Source organism: [Clostridium] innocuum, assembly GCA_012317185.1.
Classification (GTDB): domain Bacteria; phylum Bacillota_I; class Bacilli_A; order Erysipelotrichales; family Erysipelotrichaceae; genus Clostridium_AQ; species Clostridium_AQ innocuum.
The window spans coordinates 4,683,011-4,704,613 of record CP048838.1; the positions used below are offsets into that span (position 1 = coordinate 4,683,011).

Annotated in this window: 24 protein-coding genes; 1 reads left to right on the plus strand and 23 read right to left on the minus strand. The window is 43.1% G+C overall.

From position 1 onward, the window contains the following. Positions 1-22 precede the first annotated feature (22 nt). From G4D54_22905 to G4D54_22925, 5 genes are all read right to left on the minus strand, one after another. Positions 23-310 (minus strand): septum formation initiator family protein, encoded by a 288-nt coding sequence (locus G4D54_22905; GenBank protein QJA05088.1) that lies wholly within the window; start codon positions 308-310, stop codon positions 23-25. After that, the gene (locus tag G4D54_22910; GenBank protein ID QJA05089.1) at positions 294-758 is read right to left on the minus strand and encodes a spore cortex biosynthesis protein YabQ; all 465 of its coding nucleotides are present in this window, start codon (positions 756-758) and stop codon (positions 294-296) included. Before G4D54_22910 ends, G4D54_22905 begins: the two co-directional genes overlap by 17 nt. Next, entirely contained in the window at positions 758-1,060 is a 303-nt protein-coding gene (gene yabP, locus G4D54_22915; protein QJA05090.1) for a sporulation protein YabP, read from the minus strand. Before yabP ends, G4D54_22910 begins: the two co-directional genes overlap by 1 nt. 89 nt (positions 1,061-1,149) lie before the next feature. Continuing rightward, positions 1,150-1,440: an RNA-binding S4 domain-containing protein gene (locus tag G4D54_22920; GenBank protein QJA05091.1), complete on the minus strand. Its 291-nt coding sequence runs from the start codon at positions 1,438-1,440 to the stop codon at positions 1,150-1,152. Positions 1,441-1,469: 29 nt separating this feature from the next. Further along, entirely contained in the window at positions 1,470-1,964 is a 495-nt protein-coding gene (locus G4D54_22925; protein ID QJA05092.1) for an AbrB/MazE/SpoVT family DNA-binding domain-containing protein, read from the minus strand. Between the two features lie 252 nt (positions 1,965-2,216). Between G4D54_22925 and G4D54_22930 the strand changes: the two genes are divergently transcribed. Next, on the plus strand, positions 2,217-2,459 hold the full coding sequence (locus G4D54_22930) for a helix-turn-helix transcriptional regulator (protein QJA05093.1): 243 nt from the start codon (positions 2,217-2,219) through the stop codon (positions 2,457-2,459). Between the two features lie 77 nt (positions 2,460-2,536). Here G4D54_22930 and G4D54_22935 read toward each other — a convergent pair whose 3' ends face one another. The 18 genes from G4D54_22935 to G4D54_23020 form a co-directional block, all read right to left on the minus strand. Continuing rightward, a complete protein-coding gene (locus tag G4D54_22935) occupies positions 2,537-3,712 on the minus strand; it encodes a methionine adenosyltransferase (GenBank protein QJA05094.1) in 1,176 nt (391 codons plus the stop codon). A 203-nt stretch (positions 3,713-3,915) separates the two neighbouring features. Beyond that, the gene (locus G4D54_22940; GenBank protein QJA05095.1) at positions 3,916-4,299 is read right to left on the minus strand and encodes a hypothetical protein; all 384 of its coding nucleotides are present in this window, start codon (positions 4,297-4,299) and stop codon (positions 3,916-3,918) included. A gap of 9 nt (positions 4,300-4,308) precedes the next feature. Beyond that, entirely contained in the window at positions 4,309-4,710 is a 402-nt protein-coding gene (locus tag G4D54_22945) for a hypothetical protein (GenBank protein QJA05096.1), read from the minus strand. Between the two features lie 14 nt (positions 4,711-4,724). Then, the gene (mfd, locus tag G4D54_22950) at positions 4,725-8,180 is read right to left on the minus strand and encodes a transcription-repair coupling factor (protein ID QJA05097.1); all 3,456 of its coding nucleotides are present in this window, start codon (positions 8,178-8,180) and stop codon (positions 4,725-4,727) included. A 10-nt stretch (positions 8,181-8,190) separates the two neighbouring features. Beyond that, positions 8,191-8,751, minus strand: coding sequence for an aminoacyl-tRNA hydrolase (locus tag G4D54_22955; protein QJA05098.1), 561 nt, complete (start codon positions 8,749-8,751; stop codon positions 8,191-8,193). Between the two features lie 195 nt (positions 8,752-8,946). Further along, positions 8,947-9,111 carry a hypothetical protein gene (locus tag G4D54_22960; GenBank protein QJA05099.1) on the minus strand — a complete coding sequence of 55 codons (165 nt, stop codon included), beginning with the start codon at positions 9,109-9,111 and terminating at the stop codon, positions 8,947-8,949. Positions 9,112-9,151: 40 nt separating this feature from the next. Then, positions 9,152-10,507 carry a hypothetical protein gene (locus G4D54_22965; GenBank protein QJA05100.1) on the minus strand — a complete coding sequence of 452 codons (1,356 nt, stop codon included), beginning with the start codon at positions 10,505-10,507 and terminating at the stop codon, positions 9,152-9,154. Between the two features lie 404 nt (positions 10,508-10,911). Further along, positions 10,912-11,718 carry an HAD-IIA family hydrolase gene (locus G4D54_22970; GenBank protein QJA05101.1) on the minus strand — a complete coding sequence of 269 codons (807 nt, stop codon included), beginning with the start codon at positions 11,716-11,718 and terminating at the stop codon, positions 10,912-10,914. 16 nt (positions 11,719-11,734) lie between these two features. Then, positions 11,735-13,096 (minus strand): sn-glycerol-1-phosphate dehydrogenase, encoded by a 1,362-nt coding sequence (locus G4D54_22975; GenBank protein ID QJA05102.1) that lies wholly within the window; start codon positions 13,094-13,096, stop codon positions 11,735-11,737. A 9-nt stretch (positions 13,097-13,105) separates the two neighbouring features. Further along, positions 13,106-13,960, minus strand: a complete 855-nt coding sequence (locus G4D54_22980) for a class II fructose-bisphosphate aldolase (protein QJA05103.1) — start codon at positions 13,958-13,960, stop codon at positions 13,106-13,108. Between the two features lie 102 nt (positions 13,961-14,062). Next, positions 14,063-15,106, minus strand: a complete 1,044-nt coding sequence (locus G4D54_22985) for an alcohol dehydrogenase catalytic domain-containing protein (GenBank protein ID QJA05104.1) — start codon at positions 15,104-15,106, stop codon at positions 14,063-14,065. Between the two features lie 127 nt (positions 15,107-15,233). After that, positions 15,234-16,073 (minus strand): PTS system mannose/fructose/sorbose family transporter subunit IID, encoded by an 840-nt coding sequence (locus tag G4D54_22990; protein QJA05105.1) that lies wholly within the window; start codon positions 16,071-16,073, stop codon positions 15,234-15,236. A 1-nt stretch (position 16,074) separates the two neighbouring features. Continuing rightward, positions 16,075-16,860 carry a PTS sugar transporter subunit IIC gene (locus G4D54_22995; GenBank protein ID QJA05106.1) on the minus strand — a complete coding sequence of 262 codons (786 nt, stop codon included), beginning with the start codon at positions 16,858-16,860 and terminating at the stop codon, positions 16,075-16,077. 46 nt (positions 16,861-16,906) lie between these two features. Beyond that, positions 16,907-17,386: a PTS sugar transporter subunit IIB gene (locus tag G4D54_23000; GenBank protein ID QJA05107.1), complete on the minus strand. Its 480-nt coding sequence runs from the start codon at positions 17,384-17,386 to the stop codon at positions 16,907-16,909. Then, a complete protein-coding gene (locus tag G4D54_23005) occupies positions 17,368-17,808 on the minus strand; it encodes a PTS sugar transporter subunit IIA (GenBank protein ID QJA05108.1) in 441 nt (146 codons plus the stop codon). Before G4D54_23005 ends, G4D54_23000 begins: the two co-directional genes overlap by 19 nt. 181 nt (positions 17,809-17,989) lie before the next feature. Next, positions 17,990-19,447, minus strand: coding sequence for a carbohydrate kinase (locus G4D54_23010; protein QJA05109.1), 1,458 nt, complete (start codon positions 19,445-19,447; stop codon positions 17,990-17,992). Positions 19,448-19,462: 15 nt separating this feature from the next. Beyond that, the gene (locus G4D54_23015; GenBank protein QJA05110.1) at positions 19,463-20,308 is read right to left on the minus strand and encodes a class II aldolase; all 846 of its coding nucleotides are present in this window, start codon (positions 20,306-20,308) and stop codon (positions 19,463-19,465) included. Positions 20,309-20,321: 13 nt separating this feature from the next. After that, positions 20,322-21,365 (minus strand): zinc-binding dehydrogenase, encoded by a 1,044-nt coding sequence (locus G4D54_23020; protein ID QJA05111.1) that lies wholly within the window; start codon positions 21,363-21,365, stop codon positions 20,322-20,324. Positions 21,366-21,603 lie beyond the last annotated feature (238 nt).

Below are 21,603 nucleotides of genomic sequence, written 5' to 3' on the forward strand. Positions count from 1 at the left end.
CTTCAGAAAGAATTAAGCAGAGTTATTCGCCATTTGTATCTTCGCTGCTGCCACCGGGAAGTTTAAAAACCTGTTCACCCTTTTTTATGACAAGAAATTTACCCCTTGCATAACGTTTTACATACTCCGGGTCCTTCAGCTTTTCCTTCTGTGCAGACAGCTCTTTTTTCTGTGAAGACAGCTTATTGATTTCACTGTTGTTTGCCGAGATTTCCTGCTTCAGATTCAGCATGACAATAACATCCGTGCTTGCTGCATAAATCAGATAACATGAAACCCCTATTGCGAGAAGACTAATCAGGATTTTCATCGGATGCTTTTTTCTTTTTCTTTTTTTTACGGCTGCTTTTTTTTCGTTTTGCATTCGCTTTCCTCCTCTTCCTGATTTTGCCTGGTAATCTAATTATAGCAATAATTTTCGATTTGGCAACGAGAAGTTTCACTTTAAACGGATGCAGCAGCCTGCGGATGGCTGTGAAAAGCTGCAGAAACACGCTGAGATACCATGTAAAATAGATAAAAGCACCTAGAATAAAAAAACAGATGAGATAGATATTCGTTATACCGCCATTGATCTTATACAATCCAATAAACATAAGGGATGTAAACAGAATATGATACAGGATCTCTACGATTCCTTTTAAAATCGGAAAACGGAGATACTTTACAAAGCTAATTAAAAAACTGAAGCCGAAAGCATATACCCATCCCATCAGAAAATGATAGAGTATTGCCTGAATCTGTGTAGGCAGCAGCATTATTTAAAGATTTTTGAAATCACTGATTCCTTTCCGTTTCCCTTTTTACTGGATACATAGGATAGAGCTTCAATGACACCGCGTATTACAACATCCCCGCGTTCTGTATCCAGCTTGCCCAAGGTCAGATCCTTTCCCTGAATCACCATCCATCCCTGTGCGGTCTCCAGCAAAAACTCACTGGAATCAAAGCTGTCAATCTGTTTGACGCCGGTCAGCTCCATCACCTTGCGGTCCTTAATAATTACGTTATGATATGGGTTCGTTTCAAAACGAAGCGGATTGCTAATGTTATCTTCCATACAAACTCCTCCTTATTTCTAGTTCATTACAATCTATGTCTGGAGAGCGGGGAATAGAACAGCAGCACAAAACAAAAAATATCCCGGCCTCAGTCTTCTGCCAGAATATCTTTTACTTCTTCTTTCTTAATCAGCTTTTCTTCCACAACCTCAAACATCAGGGAAGCATCATTTTTATTTGCCTGCTTCTGTATCATGGTTACATTAACAGTCAGCTCACGGTATCCGAAAATAACCTTGATGGTATCTCCCACTTTTACATCTGTAGAAGGCTTTGCAATTTTTCCGTTTACATAGACACGTTCCTGATCCGCCAGCTCCTTTGATACGGTACGACGTTTCAGAATACGCGCTGTTTTCAGATATTTATCAAGACGCATATACTCACCTCTACAAATAAGTTTACCATTTATTGCTGCTGTTGGCGAGATAAAAGTTGTACAAATGCCTCTACTGCATAAAGCTCGGACTTTTCCAGCTCCTTCTTATCAAATACGATAATAAAGGAACCATACCAGTCTCCAAATGCGGTGACCGGATAAATCAGACCCTTGTAACGCTGTGCACTGTCCTCATAGATACGCTCATTATCAAAATCCTTCAAACGATGTGTTTGTGCGATCATAAGAAAATGGTCATGTATCTTATGATCTGTTTTCACCATACATTCATCCTTCACAAAAAATACAGTATTCTGATATATGGCACGCAGGGTATCGCACATAATCATGATTTCTTCCATATGCTTGGACATGACATCAAATTTCTGAATTACAATTCTGTCATTATCGATAAAGAATTCAATGGAATCTCCTTCTTTCATGCGGTACTGCTTTCTAATTTCTTTTGGTATAACCAGTCTTCCAAGGTCGTCAAGACGTCTTACAATTCCTGTTGCTTTCATTTATAGACACTCCTTTTCTTTCAATAGTATGGACATATGACAATCGCTTTATACCTGACGGCAAAGAGGAAAGACATTTCCTCTGATTGAAATTTCATTCAAATTCAGACATAAATTGCATATAAATTATCATAAATGAAGGTATTTTTTTACAAAACTAATTGTTATAACAAATATAACTATATTAAATTAACCTTTTATACATAAAAACATTTAGAATGTAGTTGTCAATAGAAATAGGAGTGATCTGACATGACAATGGGACAAGTATGTTGTGAGCGGATTCATGATCTGTGCGACGAGAGAAAAATTTCTCTGAACAAACTCAGTATCATGTGCGGAATGACGCAGTCAACGCTGAGCAACATCACATCAGGCAGAAGCAAGAATCCAACCGTTTCCACGATCAAAAAAATCTGTGACGGTCTGGATATCACGCTTGTGGAATTTTTTGATACAGACGTATTCAAAAATCTGGATCAGGAAATTAAATAAGCTGTTTGTCAGCCTGAAAAAAACTGTTATGGGAACTATTCATGCAATCCCAAAACAGTTTTTTTATTTACCTGTTTTTATTTTACATATGCCTTCAGGCGTTCAGCCGGTTCAGTGCTTTCCCACTTCACCTGCAGATCATCACGGCCAAAGTGACCATAGGCTGCCAGATTTCTGTAAATCGGCTTGCGAAGCTCCAGTGTCCTGATAATTGCAGTAGGACGCAGATCGAATTCCTTCCTTACGATTTCTGCGATTTCTTCATCCGGAAGAACTCCGGTTCCAAAGGTATCCGCAAGAACGCTGACCGGCTGTGCCACACCGATGGCATAGGCAAGCTGTATTTCACATTTGCGAGCAAGACCTGCCGCAACAATATTCTTGGCAACATAGCGTGCCGCATATGCCGCACTGCGGTCAACCTTGGTAGGATCCTTTCCGGAGAAAGCTCCTCCGCCATGACGGGCCATACCGCCGTATGTATCGACAATTATCTTTCTTCCTGTCAGACCGCTGTCTCCCTGCGGCCCGCCGATTACAAAGCGTCCTGTCGGATTTATGTATACTTTTGTTTCAGCATCCATCATATCCGCATCTACAATCACATCAATGACATGCTTCTTTAAATCCTCGCGAATCGTGTCCAGAGAAACCGTATCGGAATGCTGTGTGGAGATAACAATCGTATCGACACGCTTTGGACGGTCATTCTCATATTCAATAGTTACCTGTGTCTTCCCATCCGGACGAAGATAGTCCAGTGTGCCGTCTTTTCTTACCTCTGTCAAACGGCGTGCTAGACGGTGTGCAAGGGATATTGGCATCGGCATATATTCCGGTGTTTCATCACAGGCGTAGCCAAACATCATTCCCTGATCTCCTGCACCATTGTTTTCCTCCCCACCCTCTTTGGTTTCCAGCGAGTGATCAACACCAAGTGCAATATCCTTGGACTGCTCATCAATGGAGGTCAGAACCGAACAGGTGGTTCCGTCAAAGCCGTATTTTGCTCTGTCATATCCGATTTCCAGAACTACATTTCGTGCAATGCTTGGGATATCGACATAACAGCTGGTAGAAATTTCTCCCATGATCATGACCATACCGGTTGTACAGCAGGTTTCACAGGCAACTCTCGCATCCGGATCCTGTGCCAGAATCGCATCCAGAACAGCATCACTGATTTGATCACAGATTTTATCAGGATGTCCTTCCGTCACAGATTCGGAAGTAAAAAACTGTTTATTTAACATAATCGTTTCCTTTCTTTTCACTAATTACCATCATTCTTATTTTACATCTTTCCCTATTGCTAAACAAGCATAACATGGGGAAGTTACTTTTCGCATTTGTACAATGCCTGATACGACAGCCCTTTTAAAGGTGTAGCACGAAAGAGTCTGCATGGATATGGAAGCAGGTATCCTTCTATATCTTCTTATAGCCTTTCAGCAATTTACTTCAGCTTTAGAAATTCAGGTGATTGCTTTGATGCAGCTATACGCTGTGTTTTATGCAGTGTTGTCTCTGTCGATAACCGGTTATATTCCTGCTCCTGAATATCCTGAGATGTACGATAGCGCTGTTTCATGTCTGTTTTCAAAATTGTTTTTCCATCTATTGTATAAGACAGCTTCAGCTCTTCAAAATGGATATCCTCCCGCTTGTTATCTGTTTTATTTATATACTCACTGAATTTCTCATTATTCGTCAGCTCTACTGTATATACCGTGGTTGCATCCTGCTCCTGCTTCTGATAGCGGAAGTAATCCTTCGCCTCTTTTCTATATTTCTGAAAAAGCAGAGAGGATAGAAAATTTTCTTCATCCTTGGATGTCACAGGTGTTTCCTACATTTTCTCATAGGTATTGTCAACGTTCACAATATATACATGCAGCACGTCATTCTTCAACTGCAAAACAGTATCTATCCTGCCAGATTCACCGGTATCCGGGTGGATGCGCACCTGATACTGCTTCAGCTCTTTATTATGAAATGCAATATTCATCTGTATGGTATCTGTATCATGATTGCGTTTTTCATCCATTATTATTTCATCTTTAAAGTATTGCTGTGTACTGCTTATACTTTGGCTATCTTCGATATGTAAACCGTTTGTATCTTTCAGCATATCAATTTTCGCAAGAATTTCCAATCGTATATTTTCTTCCTTTGCATGATCCTTCTGCATACTGCAGCCGCAAAGGACAGCGGCAGCACATAGTAAAATTCCTATACCTCTACAGTTCATATCCTACCTTATTTTCAGGAAGCTGTTTGTTCCTCCCCCATTGGCTCTGTGCGTTCCAGCACCTCAATCACGGTATAGAGCCAATCCTTAAGCTTTGGCAGCTTCATGGTAATCTTGCCGTTCATATAGCGTATCGTTATATTTTTTGATATGGTTGTCATCATTTCGAATAATGCAACACCGTCAATGCTGTTTGACCATGCACTAGTAAACGTCAGCTCAACCGCCTTTGGCAGTTCACGGAAGGCATCCACATGCGGCTCATTGATACAGATATCCAGCCGCTTCTTTTCAAATAACAGCTGTACAGCCTTCGGCAGTTTTCCGTAATTATCCTTGATTTCATCCATCATGGCAAGCAGTTCCTTTTTAGTATGAATATCCTCCATACGCTGGTACAATGTGATTTTTTCATAATCCTCGGTCGCAAAGCTGCTTGGAATGTATGCGTCAACCTTGACATTCGCCTTCGTCATTTCCGGTTTCACCTCCGGCTTGATGCCTTTTTTCTCCATGATGGCACTGTTTAGCATTTCGATATACATATCAATACCGACCGTATCAATAAAGCCGGCCTGCTGCGGCCCCAGCATATCTCCGGCACCACGTATGGTCAGATCGCGCATGGCAATTTTATAACCGCTGCCCAGCTGCGTGAATTCCTTGATGGATTTTAAGCGCTTCATGGCAATCTCACTTAATTGCTTTTGCGGGGAATACATCAGATACGCATAGGCAAGACGATCGCTTCTGCCGACTCTTCCCTTAATCTGATACAGCTGACTCAATCCGAAGTGGTCAGCATCTTCAATCAAAATCGTGTTGGCATTGGGAATATCAATACCGGTTTCAATGATGGTCGTACAGACAAGCACCTGATATTTATTATCTGTAAACTGCAGCATGACATCCTCGATATCCTCCCGTGTCATCTGTCCGTGCGCAACACCGATTTCCACCTCCGGCATGGCATCCCGAAGCTTTCTGGCCACATTATAAATTTCCTTTACATTATTGTACAGATAGAACACCTGTCCGTTTCTGGCAAGCTCACGCTGTATGATTTCCTTCACCATCTGAAAGTTCTTTTCAATGACATAGGTCTGTACCGGCATACGGTTCATCGGCGGGGTTTCCAGCTGCGACAGGGAACGGATACCAATCAGCGACATCTGCAGGGTACGCGGAATCGGTGTTGCACTTAACGATAAGACATCCACACTGTTTTTCAGCTCCTTGATTTTTTCCTTATGCTCCACACCAAAGCGCTGTTCCTCGTCAATGACAAGCAGTCCCAAATCCTTAAATACGATATCCTTGGAAAGCAGACGGTGTGTTCCTATCAGGATATCCACGTTTCCTTCCTTCAGATCATGGATGATATGCTTTTGATCCGAGGGCTTGATAAACCGATTTACAACGGCAATATTCACAGGAAAATTGCGGAACCTCTTCATAAAGGTTTTATAATGCTGAAGGGATAAGATCGTCGTCGGACACAGGAATGCCACCTGCCGGCCATCCGCAACTGCCTTAAATGCCGCACGGGCCGCAACCTCTGTCTTACCAAAGCCTACATCTCCGCATAGCAGACGATCCATCGGCTTCGCAGATTCCATGTCCTGCTTGATTTCCTGTACCGCTCTTGCCTGATCCGGGGTCAGCTCATATTCAAAATCCTCTTCAAACTGCTTCTGCAAAGGGGTGTCCTTTGCGAATGCATGTCCGATATTCTCATCTCTGGATGCATACAGCTTCACCAGACGATCCGCCAGCTCTGCAATCTTTGCGCTGACCTTTTTCTTTGTCTTCTCCCATTCTCCGCTGCCCAGCTTATTCAGCTTTGGACTTGCACCTTCCTTGGATACAAATTTCCGGATAAGCTTAAACTGTTCAAGCGGTACAAGCAGAACATCATCTCCCTTATAGGCGATATGCAGAAAATCCTTATGTACACCATCTATTTTCTTATTCACAATTCCCAGATATTTACCGATACCATGCTGGTTGTGTACTACATAATCTCCGACATTCAGCTCCTGATAATCATGCAGAACCTCCGCCTCTTTGAATTTATTGCTGTAGCGGGCTGCTTTTTTGACACTGTGAAACAGTTCCTTTCCGGTATAGACACAGATTTGTTCCTTCAGGCAGGTAAAGCCTTCGGGAAGACTGGCATTCAGAAACTGGATTCCCGGTTCCAGTGTATCCGTGGATGTTACATTGCGCCAGGATATATTTGCTTCCTCCAGCAGCCCTTTCACCTGTTCCTGCTCCTTGTGGTTCAAGCAGAGCAGAACCCTTCGTTCTCTTGCCTGATGCTGTACCTCCTGCATGGTACGCTCCAGGTTGATATCTCCCAGTGACATGGTCATGATCTGTGAGGTTATCGGTTTTTTATAATCGACAAACTGATGAAATTCCATATAGCTGTGCTGTTTGATGGAGCTGTACAAATCTGTGAACACATCAAAGCTGTGCAGACTGATTCCCTCCTGAAAAAGTTCCTGAAGATAGGAAACCATTTCCTCGTGCATATGCTTGACGCTGTCCTGCACTTCCTCTGTGCTGGACAGAATGATCTGTGCGTCCGGGGCATATTCAAAGACCGTGCTTCTGTTTTTCAAAAAGGCATAATATTTATAGAACCGGCTTTCCATCATGTGATTGCTGATGAGATCCAGATCTTCATTCACATGCTCCTGCAGCAGCTTCTGCATAGCGGTATCGTGCTGGGACAGCTGATTTTTCAGCGCCTTATTCGCCTGCTCCACCAGTTCGGCAACCTGTGCATCTGTAAACAGCAGATCACTGGCCGGGATAATCATGGCTTCCTGTACGATTTCAATTGTCCGCTGTGTCGCAATATCAAAGAAGCGGATGCTTTCCACGATATTATCGAAAAACTCTATACGCAGCGGATGGTCATAATTCATGGAATACACATCAATGATTCCACCGCGTGCCGCATAGCACAGTGGCTGATCAACACGGCTGACATGCGTATAGCCTGCTTCAAAGAGAAGCTGCTTCAAATCCTCATATTCAATTTCCTGATCCTGCTTTAACGTAATACAGTGATTTTTGAATACCTCAGGAGAGGGTAGAAAGCGAATGGCTGCAGCTGTATTTAAAACCGCCACAAAAGCATCCTGCTGCTGCAGCTTTGCCATTGCCTCCATCTGTATCGCTTTGTTTTCCGGTGAAGCTGCGATTGCTTCTACGCGTAGTGATTCCTCCAATGAGAAAAGCAGCACTTCATCCCCAAGGAGGGCCTGCAGGCGCTCGTAAAGCTTCTGTGCTGTATAGGCGTTATTCTTGATAATCAACAGCTTCTGCGGTTTTTGGCGGTAATCTGCCGCAAGTAGAAGAGCCTCCTCCATATACGACAGATTACCCAGAACACTCTCTTTTTTCTGAATACTCAAAACCGCTTCATTCTGCTGAAGCTCCTTCAATAGAATATCCATATGTATTTCCCTATTTCCTGTTGAAGTGGCTCATGGTATCCATAAAGGAATGAGAACAGCTGTAAATAGCTGCATCTCTGGCCAGTTCAACTGCCTGTCTGTAATCTTCCAGTTCTTCCCTGCGTATTCTGCCGAGCACCCAGTCAATTACCGAAATACGTGCGTCCTTGCCTATACCGACACGAATTCTGTCAAATTCCTGTGTTCCGATATGGCGGATGATATTTTTCATTCCATTTTGTCCGCCGGCACTTCCCTGTGCTCGCAGACGTATTTTTCCTACGGGCAAATCAAGATCATCATAGATCACAAGCAAATCCTGTGCTGACAGCTTATAAAAATCCATAGCTGCACGAACCGCTTCCCCCGATAGATTCATAAAGGTCTGCGGCTTCATTAAAACAACCGCCTCACCACTGATTCTCGTATTTGCAATCAGTGCCTTAAACTTTTTCTGTGTAATATCAACACGGCATTCCTCTGCAATGGCATCCAATACGCAGAAGCCGGAGTTATGACGCGTCATTTCATATTCCTTACCGGGATTTCCCAGTCCTACAATCAGTTTCATGCAATCACCTCAGTTTCGCTTTCTATATTATACCAAAAAAGCAGAGAATTACATCCTAAAAAGCCTGTTTTCGTACAGGCTTGCTTTTTGCTTGTATTCATTCGGATATGTGCGTCTGTATGGATGCTGTTTTTTTATATACCTGCTTGAAAAGATCAGTCAAAATGCAGTATATATGCGCTGTGATGTTCTGCTTTATATTTTATTATTTTCCTTACAGCCTGCTTCCGTCTCTTGATTTCTTTTTGAGCTCTTCTGCTTTTGTTTTTTTGGACCTGTTTCCTGCTCGTTCGCATCATTCTTTACAAAAAAATCCTTTTGTAATATAAAATCCGGCCGCTTTAATTTTTTATCTGCCATGAAAATCTCCTTTCTCTTACTACTTTAACAAAATCCACCCTTAAATTTGAAGCTCATACAGCTTTTCTGATATCCCTGTTTTTAAATTCTTTCTGTAGTAAACAGAGGACTGCAGCCTGTATCCTGTTCTCCACCCTATGGATACAGATTCATCGGGTACACTGTAATTCACACTGAAATAAACGACATCTTTTTGCACATCTACATTGCGGATATCAACATGTTCATCTACAGTAGAACGCCTGTAATAGTCCTCACCATGGACGATTAGCTTCTCTCTGGCATTGTTTCTATAAATCCAGATATTCCCGTTATCATCCTGAAAGGGCTGATTTATTCTTCCATACTTCATGATTTCCCCGGATTCATATACCGTAAAGTTAATGGGAGCTTCCCCCAAGACCTTGAAATTTGAACCATCTTTTTTTACCTTGGCAAGCACGCCGCCCTGGTATACAGACGCTGAACCTCCATATGTCCCGCAGGAGAAATAAACCGTATCCTGTACAGCCTGTACACAGTTAATATATAAATTTGCACTTGTCTGTATTATCTGGTTTACATCTTCTTTCCTTACATCTGCCAGTCTGCAACGCTCTGTAGCATCAAGTTTTACGCTTGCAAGCACTATATGCTCGTCTGTATCCTTCGGATGCTCTGTGAAATAAACGGTATCATCATCTGTATATAAATATTGTGCGTCCGCCTCCAGCAACTGTATATCCTCAGTTTCTGTATCCATAACATGAATTTCAGTTTCTTCACTGTTGGTGAAAACAAGATATTTATCATACACTGCATGTACTTCGTAGTCACCATAGGCGTGCTCGTCTTTTCCCTGCATATTTAATGAAAACAGTTCCCGTTCCTTATTCTCTTTGCTGTTATTTCGATACAGATACATACGCTCATTCACAATCCAGATGTTACCATAGCCGTTTCCCTGATATATCACAGTTCTTTTACCATTTGCATCCGTTTTTACCAGCTGATTGGCATCACATGTTACATAGTCGTAATTTGCAAATAGAGCAGCTGTTTTCAGACTATTCGTTGTATACTCCCACGCATATGTTTCATTCGCATATGTTGGATGTGCAGAACCAGAATCATCAAATCCCGTCAGTATTTTTTTGTGCATTTGAAAGGTCTGCATGCGAACTGTGCCTTCCCCGTTATAAAAATAGCTGTATTCCTTTGGTACATATTTACATAGCGCTTCACCTATATGATAAAGCCGTTTATAAATCGATTCCTTGCCATCTTCCTGTATTTTCCTGTCCGTTACGGAGCCATTGCCTATCTGTTTTGTACAACCGATAACATTAGCTGTAAAAAGAATTACTAACATAAAATAAAAATACTTTTTTACTTTGTTCCCTTGGTATCGTATCATACTGGCATCTTCTTTCTATCTTATTCTGTCACAAACAGTGTTTCAACCTCATCCGGACATAGTTCAGGATTATGCCTGTGCTTATTGAAAAAAATCTAACTTATCTCATAAGGTATTGATGTTTTGTTAGCTTCTCACGACTTTACTCACGACTTTACTCACGACTTTATTATACTTCTATATCAAAGATAATCAATCAAAGAAACAGATATTTATAAAAAAGGTTCTATCTCGATTACGGGGGACTTAAAACAGGGAGAATTCAACACTGATATATTTATCAATAAAAGTCGAATTCTCCCTTTTGCATACACCCTAAAGTGAGAAAGAACCATAAAAAAAGAGCAAAGCCTTTTTCATTTTACATTTCTGTGCTTTACTCTTTATTACTTTTTAAGATATTCCTACAGCAGCTTTGCCAGCTCTCCGATATGTTCAATAACGATATCCGGCTTTACATCACTTGTATCAATGTCCTCAGCCTTTGTTTCTCCACTCAATACAAGAATACTGGTAACCTCGCTGCCATCCGCTACCTTGATATCCGTATACAGACGATCACCGATAATAGCAATCTGATCGGGTGAACATCCGGTTTCCTCGACGATATAGTCCAGTGTCTTCCCACTTGGTTTTCCGAAGAACTCAGGATATTTTCCGGTACTTGCTTCTATCAGCTTTGCCATACTTCCGCAATCAGGTATAAAGGTATCATGCTCCATTGGACAGTTTAAATCCGGATTGATTCCGTAATACAATGCGCCTTCTCTGATAAAAGTGCATGCCTTGGAGAGTTTTTCATAGGTCAGTGTTGTATCAAAGCCCAGAATCACGATATCCGGTTTTTCTTCATCCAGTATCCAGCCGTGAGCTTCAAACTCTTTGCGCAATGCAGGTGTCCCTACCACATACACACGCCTGCCGTCATGATGTTTTTTTAACCAGCGAAGAATTACATGGGTTGATACCATCATCTGTTTTTTATCGATATCAATTCCCATACCATGCAGCTTATCTATATACGCAGCTAAATCTCTGGAGGAATTGTTGGTAAAGAAATAATACTCTCTTTCGGTAGCCTTCACCGTATTGAGAAAATCATGTGTGTATGGAAATAAATTCTTCCCCAGATAGATCGTTCCATCCATATCCAGAATAAAGACGCGGATTGCTTCCATCTTCTTCTGAATCATTTTTTTATCTGTTATCATATAACTCCCCTTACCTCTAATAATTCCGATAATACGCTACAAATGCGGTACTATAATCTTCCAGCAGCCCAAGGTCCCACAGCAGCTGTAAAAGACCGTAACGCACACGTACTTCCTTTGCCAGTATCACACCATCCCTAGTCATTGTTTCATCAATACCAACCTGCATTGGACGATATGCTGCCTCTACCGATTTCAGAATCGCTGTCACCTCTTCCGGCTGCGGCAGCTCCTGTTCAATGACTGCCTGAATATCCGGCCATTTTTCTTCCATGATATCAATACGTTTCAAAGCTGCTTCTATATCATTCTTACCGGCTTTTTCCTCCAAAGCAAGAACTCCGGGTGCGGCTGCTTCAAAGCGGTCAAGCACCATTGCTTCCCAGGCAGCTTTATCAAATGCCTTTACACGCTTCCTACATGCCGCAAAATCGATACCGTCCCGGGCAAGCTTCTTCCACATGGCGATTACTCCCGGTGTTGCCAGCCCCACCTTAGTTCCATGGAATACCGGTGCATGATGAGCAAATAAAAATTTCATTTCCCAATAATGCGAAACATGATGCTCACTGCCGGATGCCGGACGTGAATTGCCGACGAATCCCATAGCCATACCGGTTTCAATCAATGCCTCTGTAATTGCCTTTACCGCCGCTTTATCGCGTGTCATTACTCCATCTGCGTGCGCTACAACCTCCTTGATAGATTTATAAACCATATCAACAATTGTCTGACAGTAATATTCCCCGTTGATCATATGTGCAATTTTCCAGTCAACCAGACAGTTATACTTTCCTACAATATCGCCAAGACCTGCCTTAATCATATCCAGCGGTGCATTTGCCAGTACGTCCAGATCACCAAAAATTGCAGTCGGCACATGACAGTCATAGGTTGTTTTAAGATTATCAGTAATCAGTGCGGCGCCAACAGAAGCAAAGCCGTCCATACTCGGAGCGGTTGCCGCAATTCCATAGTTCAGTGAAAGCTTATAGGAAATGAATTTGCACAAGTCGTTTAAAGTTCCAGACCCGACGCCTAAAATGTAATCATATTGACGCTTCATATTCACCAGAATACGAAATACAGAGGCTTCATTCGGAACAACATCCGCTTCAAGGATGACACGATCGCTGGCGATTCCATTAGCGTTTAAATAAGCCTCAAGCTCTTCCCCATATACACGGCAGGTATTTTCGTCCTCAATCATATAGACTGTATGATATGCATGCTCCTGCAAATACTTCAGGATATCCTCCTTCACATGATCACAAACACGGACATGCTCCAGACGGGTGGTATGCTGCTTTCCGCAATCACATGTAAACGCATGACCAAGGTAATCATTGATTTCAAATGTTGCTACCTTCATTTTCATAAGATCACCCTAATCCATATTCACAAAACAGCGCATTGCAGACTCTATATCCTTCTGCATAGCATCCTGTCCTGCTTTGGCGGCATCATGAAAATATTTCACGGGAGATGCAGCATTTACGCCTTCTCCACCTGCTTTGTCCATATACGTAAAGTAATTGATTTTACGAACACCGTTTGCGATAACCTTCTTGTAATCCGCATGACTTACACCGCTTCCTCCATGCATAACAATGGGCACACCGGCTGCCTCCTTTAATTCCTTTACCAGTTCAAAGTCAAGCTTCGGCTCTGAAAAATATTCGCCGTGCACCGTTCCGAATGAACATGCCAGACAGTCCACTCCCGTCTTCTCGACAAAATCCTTCGCCTCTGCAGGATCTGTGTAATTCCTGCGATCTGATGCACGGTTTTCTGTAACACCTTCATTATTTAAGGTAATCCCTGCCATTTTACCGATTTCAGCCTCTATGGACACTCCATATTTACGAGCTAAGGCAACAGCTTCCTTTGTCTGCCTGATATTCTCTTCATAGGTCAGTGCGGAACCGTCAAACATGACAGAGGTGAATCCCATTTTCAGAGATTTTTTAATGTAATCCAGATTTACACCATGATCCAGATGAACGACCACAGGCACCTTTGCGCGCTGTGCCATCAGTACCATAACAGGTCCGATCGTATCCAGATTCATGACATTATTCTCCTCATGCGTCTGTGCAAACGCAAGAATTACCGGCATATTCAGTTTCTCTGCTGTATCCAGTACAGCCAGTATATTTTCAAAATTCACGATATTGAAAGCACCGATGGCGATTTTCTTCTCATCGGCAAGCTTCCATACCTCATTCAGATTTGCTAACATAAATTTTCTCCTCCTTTATGATTCAGCTGCTTTTTCATCAAGCTTATACAATACGCATCCTTACGGTCTGTAAAAGAGATATTCTCAGGGTGTTTGACGCTATTATTCTGAGAAACGCAGCATAACTTTATAGGTATCCGGACGGCTTGCACATTCCATTGCTTCCACAACATCCTCATAATCGTACACAGCCTCAATCAACGGCTTCACATCAATGATTCCTTTGGAAATACAGTCAATTGCCTGTGCAAAGGTCTCAATGGTTCCATTCTGGGTACCGGTTACCACAATCTCCTGAGAGTGAAGACGTCCCGCATCCACAAGAATCGGCTCGTTGGGATGAATGGAGCTGAACATATTGCACAACCCGCTTTTTGCAGTCATCTGAATTGCCTGTGCTGCTACAGAAGGAATTGCTGTCGTATTCTCAACAACATTTGCCCCTCGGCCGTTTGTCAGCTTTTTAACCTGCTCAACAGGATCGGATTCCAGCGGATCAATTACAATATCAGCACCCAGCTTCAATCCAAATGCGCGCCGCTTTGCATCCGTTTCACTCAGGATAACGCGTGCCCCCTGTCGCTTCGCACACAGTACATGCAGCAGTCCCATAACACCGCCTCCGATGACGACAACATCATCTCCCATGTTGATATGGGAACGATTGATACTGTTAATAACACATGCCAGCGGTTCTGTGAATGCGGCTTCATCATCCGGTGTTTCCTTAGGATACACATACAGATGGCGTGCCTTTACCACTGCATATTCTGAAAAGCCATAAAAGCCCGAAAAGCCGTTTTCATTGAAATAAGCAGTTCCCTTTGTGAAATTACTGCATATATTTTCATGATGATGCTTACAGTCCGGACAGACCCCGCAATCATCAATAATATAGTTGATAACCTTATCACCTATATGAAACAGACTGGGATCCACACCTGTTCCTATATGTTCTATTACCGCACTGTATTCATGTCCGCCAATACGCGGATATGACCATTTACACCCCTGATAATCTCTGACATCATTTACGCAGATTCCGGATGTCAAAATACGAACCAGTACCTCATCCTCTTTCATTTCCGGTACCGGTATGTCCTTGATTTGATAATTTTTAGGTCCTTCTAGTACACAGGCTTTCATAATTGTCAGTCCTCCTATTTTCGCTTACCGATTATAAAGTTACATATCGCACACAGAAACAATTCCCGTCTGCTTTTTATAAAAGCAGGGACCAGTAATCAAGAACTGGTCCCTTTCATGTTGGTTACTAAGCTAAGATTCCAGTTAATCCGCCAATGATACCGATGATTACAATCAGAATAATAATCTTGATGGAAGTCCATCTTTTCTTCATCAGCCAGTAAACTAACATCGTGAATCCAAATGGCAGAATGCCTGGCATGACAGCATCAAACAGCTGCGTCTGCACATTGAATTTTGACCCCGATGTGACAAGCTCCAGACCACAGGAAACTTTTACATAATTGGCAATCAGGCCACCCATAACCATACAGCCCATGACCTGTGCTCCCAGCAGCAGCTTGTCGAGCAGACCCTTTTCCAGAAAATCCATGATAGCCTCGGAGCCCTGCTGGTAACCGAAGAAGAAGTTTGCGAAGCTGAAGATATAACTGATGGCAAGCATCAGAATCAGATATACGATTGCCCCCCAGACGGTACCGGTCAGCGTGATATCAATACAGATTGCCAAAAGGATCGGAATCAGTACCCCCTGATAAATCGTATCTCCAATACCTGCCAGAGGTCCCATCAGGGATGTTTTTAAGGATGTGATAAATTCACCCGGAATCGGTTCTCCCAGTGATTTCTGTTCCTCCAGTGCGATTGCCATACCCAGAATACAGGAACCGAATTCGATATGGACATTGAAGAATTCCATTTCACGCTCCATGACCTCTTTCCGTTTTGCGGCTCCGTCCGGATCATCCTTATATAAATCATCAATCACAGGTACAAAGGTGTGCCCGCAGGCCATACCCATCATTCGTTCATAGTTATAGCAGCACTGAACCCAGGTTTCCCAGTTAAAGGCTGCACGGTATAAGTGTTTCTTCGGGATAACGTGTCTTGCTTTTTGTTCTGCCATTTTAGAAATCCTCCTCTAACTCAGATTCTTCAGCGATGTTACCTTTTCCGCTGCCCTCTCTGTAACGAACCTGTACATAAACCAATGCGCATAATAAGGACAATACACCAAGCGGCAGCAGTGCAAGTCCGGAATAGACAGCGACAACAAATCCGATGAACAGAAATACACGGCTTTCCCCTTTAAAGATATACTGCAGTGTGATTGCGATACCCAAGGCAGGCATCAGACCGCCGATGATCTGGAAAATTTTCAAAGGTGTTCCGGCAAGCATCGTGATGAAGCCCTGAATATAGGTGGCTCCGAAATATGCAGCCAGAGAGCAAGGAACGATACAGATAACCGCAGCCATGATCTGCGGCAGCAGTACGTTGGCAATCCAGATTTTATTGTATTGTTCTTTTTCAACAAATCTGTCACCGATGTGAACGAAGATGGAGTCAAAGGTCATACGGCAATACCATACCAGTGTACCCAGAAGACCGATTGGAACAGCCAGTGCAAGAGCTGTATCGGCATCCAGATTACCGGTTATGGCAAATGCAGCCCCCAGTGTTCCTGCCAGTGCCATATCGGCAGGCATGGACCCTCCGGCTGAAATGAATCCTAAATAAACGAGGTTGATGGATGCTCCAACCATAGCTCCCGTTAATGCGTCCCCAAGGATGATGCCCGCAATCCATCCGCAGACCAGCGGTCTTTGTACCGTCCATAATCCGACAAACGGCAGGTTTGCTTCACCAATCCAATACAGGACCCCCAATAGAATCGCTTGTACTATTGACATAAATTTCTCTCCTCTCTGTTAGTTTTTATGTCCAGCAGAATCTGTCTCATAACAGGTTTGATATATCGACTACCTTCTGCTCAGGTACTAACTGATAATATACATTTACACCCTTCTCGTTTTTCATGCGGCGAATGGAATCCACCTCATCCGGACTCGCAGAAACATTGTTGATGAACGGCTTGCGGTCTCCACGGATACCCATACCGCCAAGGCATACCTCTTTGATTTCCACGCCGCCATCCAGCAGCTGTTCAAAAACGATCGGTGTTTTTGTCAGAACGATAACGCGTTCATTTCCCGGATCCGGCTTCTGAAGTGCCTTAGTTGCGCCTTCAACAGATAATACGGCAACCTTGGTCCCCTGTGGTGCCAGAGCCATCAGTACCCGTTTGTTGAATTTATCCGCAGCAACAGTATCGTCTACAATGACAATTCTGTTTGCACTCAGACTCGGTGTCCAGGCTGTTACGACCTCACCATGAATCAAACGATCATCCACACGTGCTAAAACGATGTTTCGCATTTTTCATCCTCCTCATTATCAAGCATGTCTGCTAAGTATTTTTTTACATCCTGTACGGTACTGCCTGCCAGCTTCATAGCCTCGTCACATATTTCCGCAGCGCTTTTTCCGTTTCCTCTCATCAGTAGGATTTCCATCAGCAGGGGAACATTGATTCCTGTTAAATGGTATACATCATATGTGTTCATCAACTGTACAACCGCATTGAACGGACTTCCGTAGAACAAATCGGTAAGAACCAGAATTTCTTCTCCCTCATCTGCTTTTGTAAATTCCTTCTCAATATTTTCTTTCAGGATATCCACTCCCTGATGAGGATACAGACCGACATATGACAGATTCTGCTGTTCGCCTAATACCATTTCCATTGTCTCAAATAATCCCTTGGAAAAAGAACCATGAGATACTAAGATAACCTTCATAATACCCTCCTTTCTCTATTCATTTCCAACAGGTGAAAGCACTGCTCTGGAAGCGGTTCCACCATCTGGTTATATTCTATACGATTTCCTGCAACGTTTTTTATTATGTTATGCGTAATCATTACGTAACCGATTTTTTTACGGAGTTCATATTGATTATGCAATTTTATAATTTTTTAATTCACTCCTGCATAATATTCTTCAGTGCACTGTACATACGCTTATATTTTTTATATTGCCGATCGTATGCGTCAGTGAGTACTTTTTTCGCAGCATACACCTTCCCCTGTCCGATACAGGCTTCCTTTTCCGATACACCGTCTGCCAGCGCAGCCAGAAGTGCCGCTCCATATCCCGGGGTTGCACTTTCGGTAACGACCTTTAGCTCTGTATGGAGAATATTCGCCATAATCTGCATCCAGACAGGACTTCTTGTACCCCCGCCATTGATTTGTATGCGGGAAGGCCATTGTGCAAGCTTCATACTTTCAAGAACCTCGCGGATAGCGTAGCTTACCCCCTCGAAAACAGCCTGTGTCATATCCTCCCGTCTTGTTTCAAAACTCAGCCCGACAAATGCTCCCCTTACGCAAAGATCATGATACATAAGTTTATCCCCTGTGATGTGCGGGAAAAACAATACACTGTTTTTTCCGAAGCGATCAGATGAAATAAGCTGCTGATCCACAGCCATATCATCTGTCTTCACGATATTTTCCACCCACCATTTATGAGTTCCCCCTGCTGAACGAACCGTTCCCTGTACGATATTGACAAACTGTGTATGATCCGCATTGAATAGAACATTCTTACCTTTTCCTTCGAAGTCCATATCCCTTTTCGGCATAATTACAACTCCGGATGTTCCCAGCGAAATAACCGGTTCCTTCCGGTTCAGTATCCCCATAGCCACTGCATTTGCCGGATTATCTCCCGTTCCGGCAATGACACGGATGTCATGATTCACCTTCAGCTGTTCACAGAGTGTCTGTTGAAGTGTTCCGACCACATCGCAGCTGGCATACAGCGGTCCCAGACAGCTTTCTTCAATACCAAGCCTATCCAGCATATACACTGACCATTTCTTTGTGGCAATATCATATAATGAGCTTGTGGATGCTTCACAGTAATCCATACTGTACTGCCCCGTTAATTTATATACGATATATGCATACGGTGTCATGATTTTATGAATACGCGCAAAGCTTTGTGGCTCATGCTCTTTGATCCAGAGTGTATTCACTGCCGGACTTCCCGGTGACAATATTTCAGCGATATGGCGTGTTTCCTCCCTTTGTGTGCATTCCGTACGCAGTTCCTCAACCAAACCGGCCGTTCGTAAATCTGTCCACATGATGGCATTGCGCACAGCTTCTCCGTTTTTATCCAGAAATACAGTCGTATGCATCTGTCCCGTAACACCGATTACGGAAACCTCCTGCGGATTACATCTGGCAAAGATATCATGCAGTCCCTTCATTACAGCCTGCATCCATACGTCTGGATCAATTTCCCGCCAGCCCTCCTGCGGCTGCAGGATTGTATAACCATAGCTGTTTTCGTATACGATTGACCGACGGGTATCCATCAGTGTAGTTTTTAATGCGGATGTACCTATATCAAGTCCTATATAATACACAGAATCAATCCCTTCCTATGATTCCTTCAGCCCGTTGATGATCAAAACGAGATCAGCAGCTGTTTTGCTGACATTCTCCACTGCCTTTGCACTGAGACCATACAGATTAGCTTCGTTATGATTCTTTTCATAAGCCTCTCCAAATGTCTGAATGAATGCCCTGCGCAGATCCGAACCGTAATTCACCTTGATCATGTTATAGTCCCGCATCTGTTTTACCTGATCAAACGGAATACCGGAGCCGCCATGCAGCACAAGCGGAACAGGTGAAACTTCCGCAATCCTTTTCAGCAGTGCAAGATCAATCTTCGCCACAGCATCAAGACCATGTACATTTCCGATGGAAACGGCCAGAATATCACACCCGGAGCGCTCCACAAATTCTTTTACCAGTGCAGGATCCGTTTTACAGTCTGCCTCATTTACATCATCATCCTCTTTTCCCATGATAGCTCCCAGCTCTGCTTCCACCGGAACATGATAGAAATGACAGTATTCCACTGTTTTCTGTACCTCTTTTATATTTTCTTCGAAATTCAGATGGGAAGCATCCACCATGATGGAGGTAAAGCCCGCATCCACACATGCCTTAACATCATCAAAGCTTTTTCCATGATCCAGATGCAGCCCGACTGGTGTATCTGTCCCCTTTAAAAACTCTCTCATCATATAAGCAATCACTTCCGGATTTGATAAATGCAGGTTGTTGGAGGATATCTGTACCATACCCGGGAGGTGAACAGCATTCAATCCCTTTATAATCGCCTTTGTCATTTCCAGATTCGTCGTGTTGAATGCCGGCAGAAGAAGCTTTTTTTCCTTTGCGTATGCTAGCAGATCAAAACCATTTACAATTTTCATATTCGTTCCTCCCTTATTCTGAAAATTTCACTAATACCTTAAAGGTTTCCGGACGCATGGCAGCTTCCAGCGCTTCCTTAATGTCAGTATAGTCATACACCTTTTCAATCAGCGGTTTTACATCTATGATTCCTTTGGCAATGCAGTCTACCGCCTGTGCAAAGGAGCGTACCGTCGGACTGACCGTACCGGTAATCCGGATTTCCTGAGAATGCAGACGCCCCGCATCCACAAGAATCGGTTCATTGGGATGAATCGAGCTGAACATGTTAACAAGACCGCTCTTGGCACACATATCGATTGCCTGTTTGGCTACTGCGGGTATCGCCGTAGTATTGTATACAACATTTACACCGCGTCCGTTTGTCAGCTGCTTTATCTTCTCCACAGGATCACTTTCCACAGGGTCAATCACTGCATCTGCCCCAAGTTCAAGTGCAAGCTTTCGGCGATCTGCACTTGTCTCGCTGACAATGACGCTTGCGCCCTGCCGCTTTGCACACAGAACATGAAGCAGTCCCATGACTCCGCCACCGATAATCACAACATCATCCCCCATGCGTATTCCGGTTTTATTGATGCTGTTGATCACACAGGCAAGCGGTTCTGTAAATGCTGCCAGTTCATCCGGCGTATCATTTGGTACCATATGCAGATGACGTGCTTTTACCGCAATGTATTCGGCAAACCCGAAGTATCCGGAAATACCTCCTTCGTTATAAAAGGTTTTTCCGCTTTCCGCTGAATCACAGATATTTTCATGTTCATGCTTACAGTTGTAGCAGACACCGCATTCGTCTATAATGTAATTCACCACTTTTTGACCAATATGGAATATTCCGTTATCAACATCTTTTCCAAGCTTTTCAATCACCCCGGCATATTCATGCCCGCCGATACGCGGATACGTATATCTGGAGCCTTTGTAATCCCGGACATCATTTGTACAAATTCCAGCGACAGTAACTCTCAGTAACACTTCATCGTCTTTTGGTTCAGGAATGGGAAGTTCTTTGATACGAACATCATACGGTTTCTCTAACACACAAGCTTTCATATTTCCTCCTTTTTCTCGGCAGGCATTTTTTATAATTCAAAAAGCCTTACCGTCTGTCTTACAATTCCATTATAAATAAATTCAAATGCGTAGGTTTCGGATAATTGCGGAGTAATTATGAAGTCATCCACAGGGTATTCTTGCGTATCAATTACGCAAAAGACAATTTTTTTCGTAATTGATAATACGGTATGATGTACTTGCTTGCATAGGGTGGGGACTATGTTTCAATTTGTTT

Bases quoted from the DNA above. Each gene is read 5' to 3' on its own strand.
- G4D54_22905 (QJA05088.1), bottom strand. From the start codon at position 310: ATGAAAATCCTGATTAGTCTTCTCGCAATAGGGGTTTCATGTTATCTG.
- G4D54_22910 (QJA05089.1), bottom strand. From the start codon at position 758: ATGCTGCTGCCTACACAGATTCAGGCAATACTCTATCATTTTCTGATG.
- yabP (QJA05090.1), bottom strand. From the start codon at position 1,060: ATGGAAGATAACATTAGCAATCCGCTTCGTTTTGAAACGAACCCATAT.
- G4D54_22920 (QJA05091.1), bottom strand. From the start codon at position 1,440: ATGCGTCTTGATAAATATCTGAAAACAGCGCGTATTCTGAAACGTCGT.
- G4D54_22925 (QJA05092.1), bottom strand. From the start codon at position 1,964: ATGAAAGCAACAGGAATTGTAAGACGTCTTGACGACCTTGGAAGACTG.
- G4D54_22930 (QJA05093.1), top strand. From the start codon at position 2,217: ATGACAATGGGACAAGTATGTTGTGAGCGGATTCATGATCTGTGCGAC.
- G4D54_22935 (QJA05094.1), bottom strand. From the start codon at position 3,712: ATGTTAAATAAACAGTTTTTTACTTCCGAATCTGTGACGGAAGGACAT.
- G4D54_22945 (QJA05096.1), bottom strand. From the start codon at position 4,710: ATGAACTGTAGAGGTATAGGAATTTTACTATGTGCTGCCGCTGTCCTT.
- mfd (QJA05097.1), bottom strand. From the start codon at position 8,180: ATGGATATTCTATTGAAGGAGCTTCAGCAGAATGAAGCGGTTTTGAGT.
- G4D54_22955 (QJA05098.1), bottom strand. From the start codon at position 8,751: ATGAAACTGATTGTAGGACTGGGAAATCCCGGTAAGGAATATGAAATG.
- G4D54_22960 (QJA05099.1), bottom strand. From the start codon at position 9,111: ATGGCAGATAAAAAATTAAAGCGGCCGGATTTTATATTACAAAAGGAT.
- G4D54_22965 (QJA05100.1), bottom strand. From the start codon at position 10,507: ATGATACGATACCAAGGGAACAAAGTAAAAAAGTATTTTTATTTTATG.
- G4D54_22970 (QJA05101.1), bottom strand. From the start codon at position 11,718: ATGATAACAGATAAAAAAATGATTCAGAAGAAGATGGAAGCAATCCGC.
- G4D54_22975 (QJA05102.1), bottom strand. From the start codon at position 13,096: ATGAAAATGAAGGTAGCAACATTTGAAATCAATGATTACCTTGGTCAT.
- G4D54_22980 (QJA05103.1), bottom strand. From the start codon at position 13,960: ATGTTAGCAAATCTGAATGAGGTATGGAAGCTTGCCGATGAGAAGAAA.
- G4D54_22985 (QJA05104.1), bottom strand. From the start codon at position 15,106: ATGAAAGCCTGTGTACTAGAAGGACCTAAAAATTATCAAATCAAGGAC.
- G4D54_22990 (QJA05105.1), bottom strand. From the start codon at position 16,073: ATGGCAGAACAAAAAGCAAGACACGTTATCCCGAAGAAACACTTATAC.
- G4D54_22995 (QJA05106.1), bottom strand. From the start codon at position 16,860: ATGTCAATAGTACAAGCGATTCTATTGGGGGTCCTGTATTGGATTGGT.
- G4D54_23000 (QJA05107.1), bottom strand. From the start codon at position 17,386: ATGCGAAACATCGTTTTAGCACGTGTGGATGATCGTTTGATTCATGGT.
- G4D54_23005 (QJA05108.1), bottom strand. From the start codon at position 17,808: ATGAAGGTTATCTTAGTATCTCATGGTTCTTTTTCCAAGGGATTATTT.
- G4D54_23015 (QJA05110.1), bottom strand. From the start codon at position 20,308: ATGAAAATTGTAAATGGTTTTGATCTGCTAGCATACGCAAAGGAAAAA.
- G4D54_23020 (QJA05111.1), bottom strand. From the start codon at position 21,365: ATGAAAGCTTGTGTGTTAGAGAAACCGTATGATGTTCGTATCAAAGAA.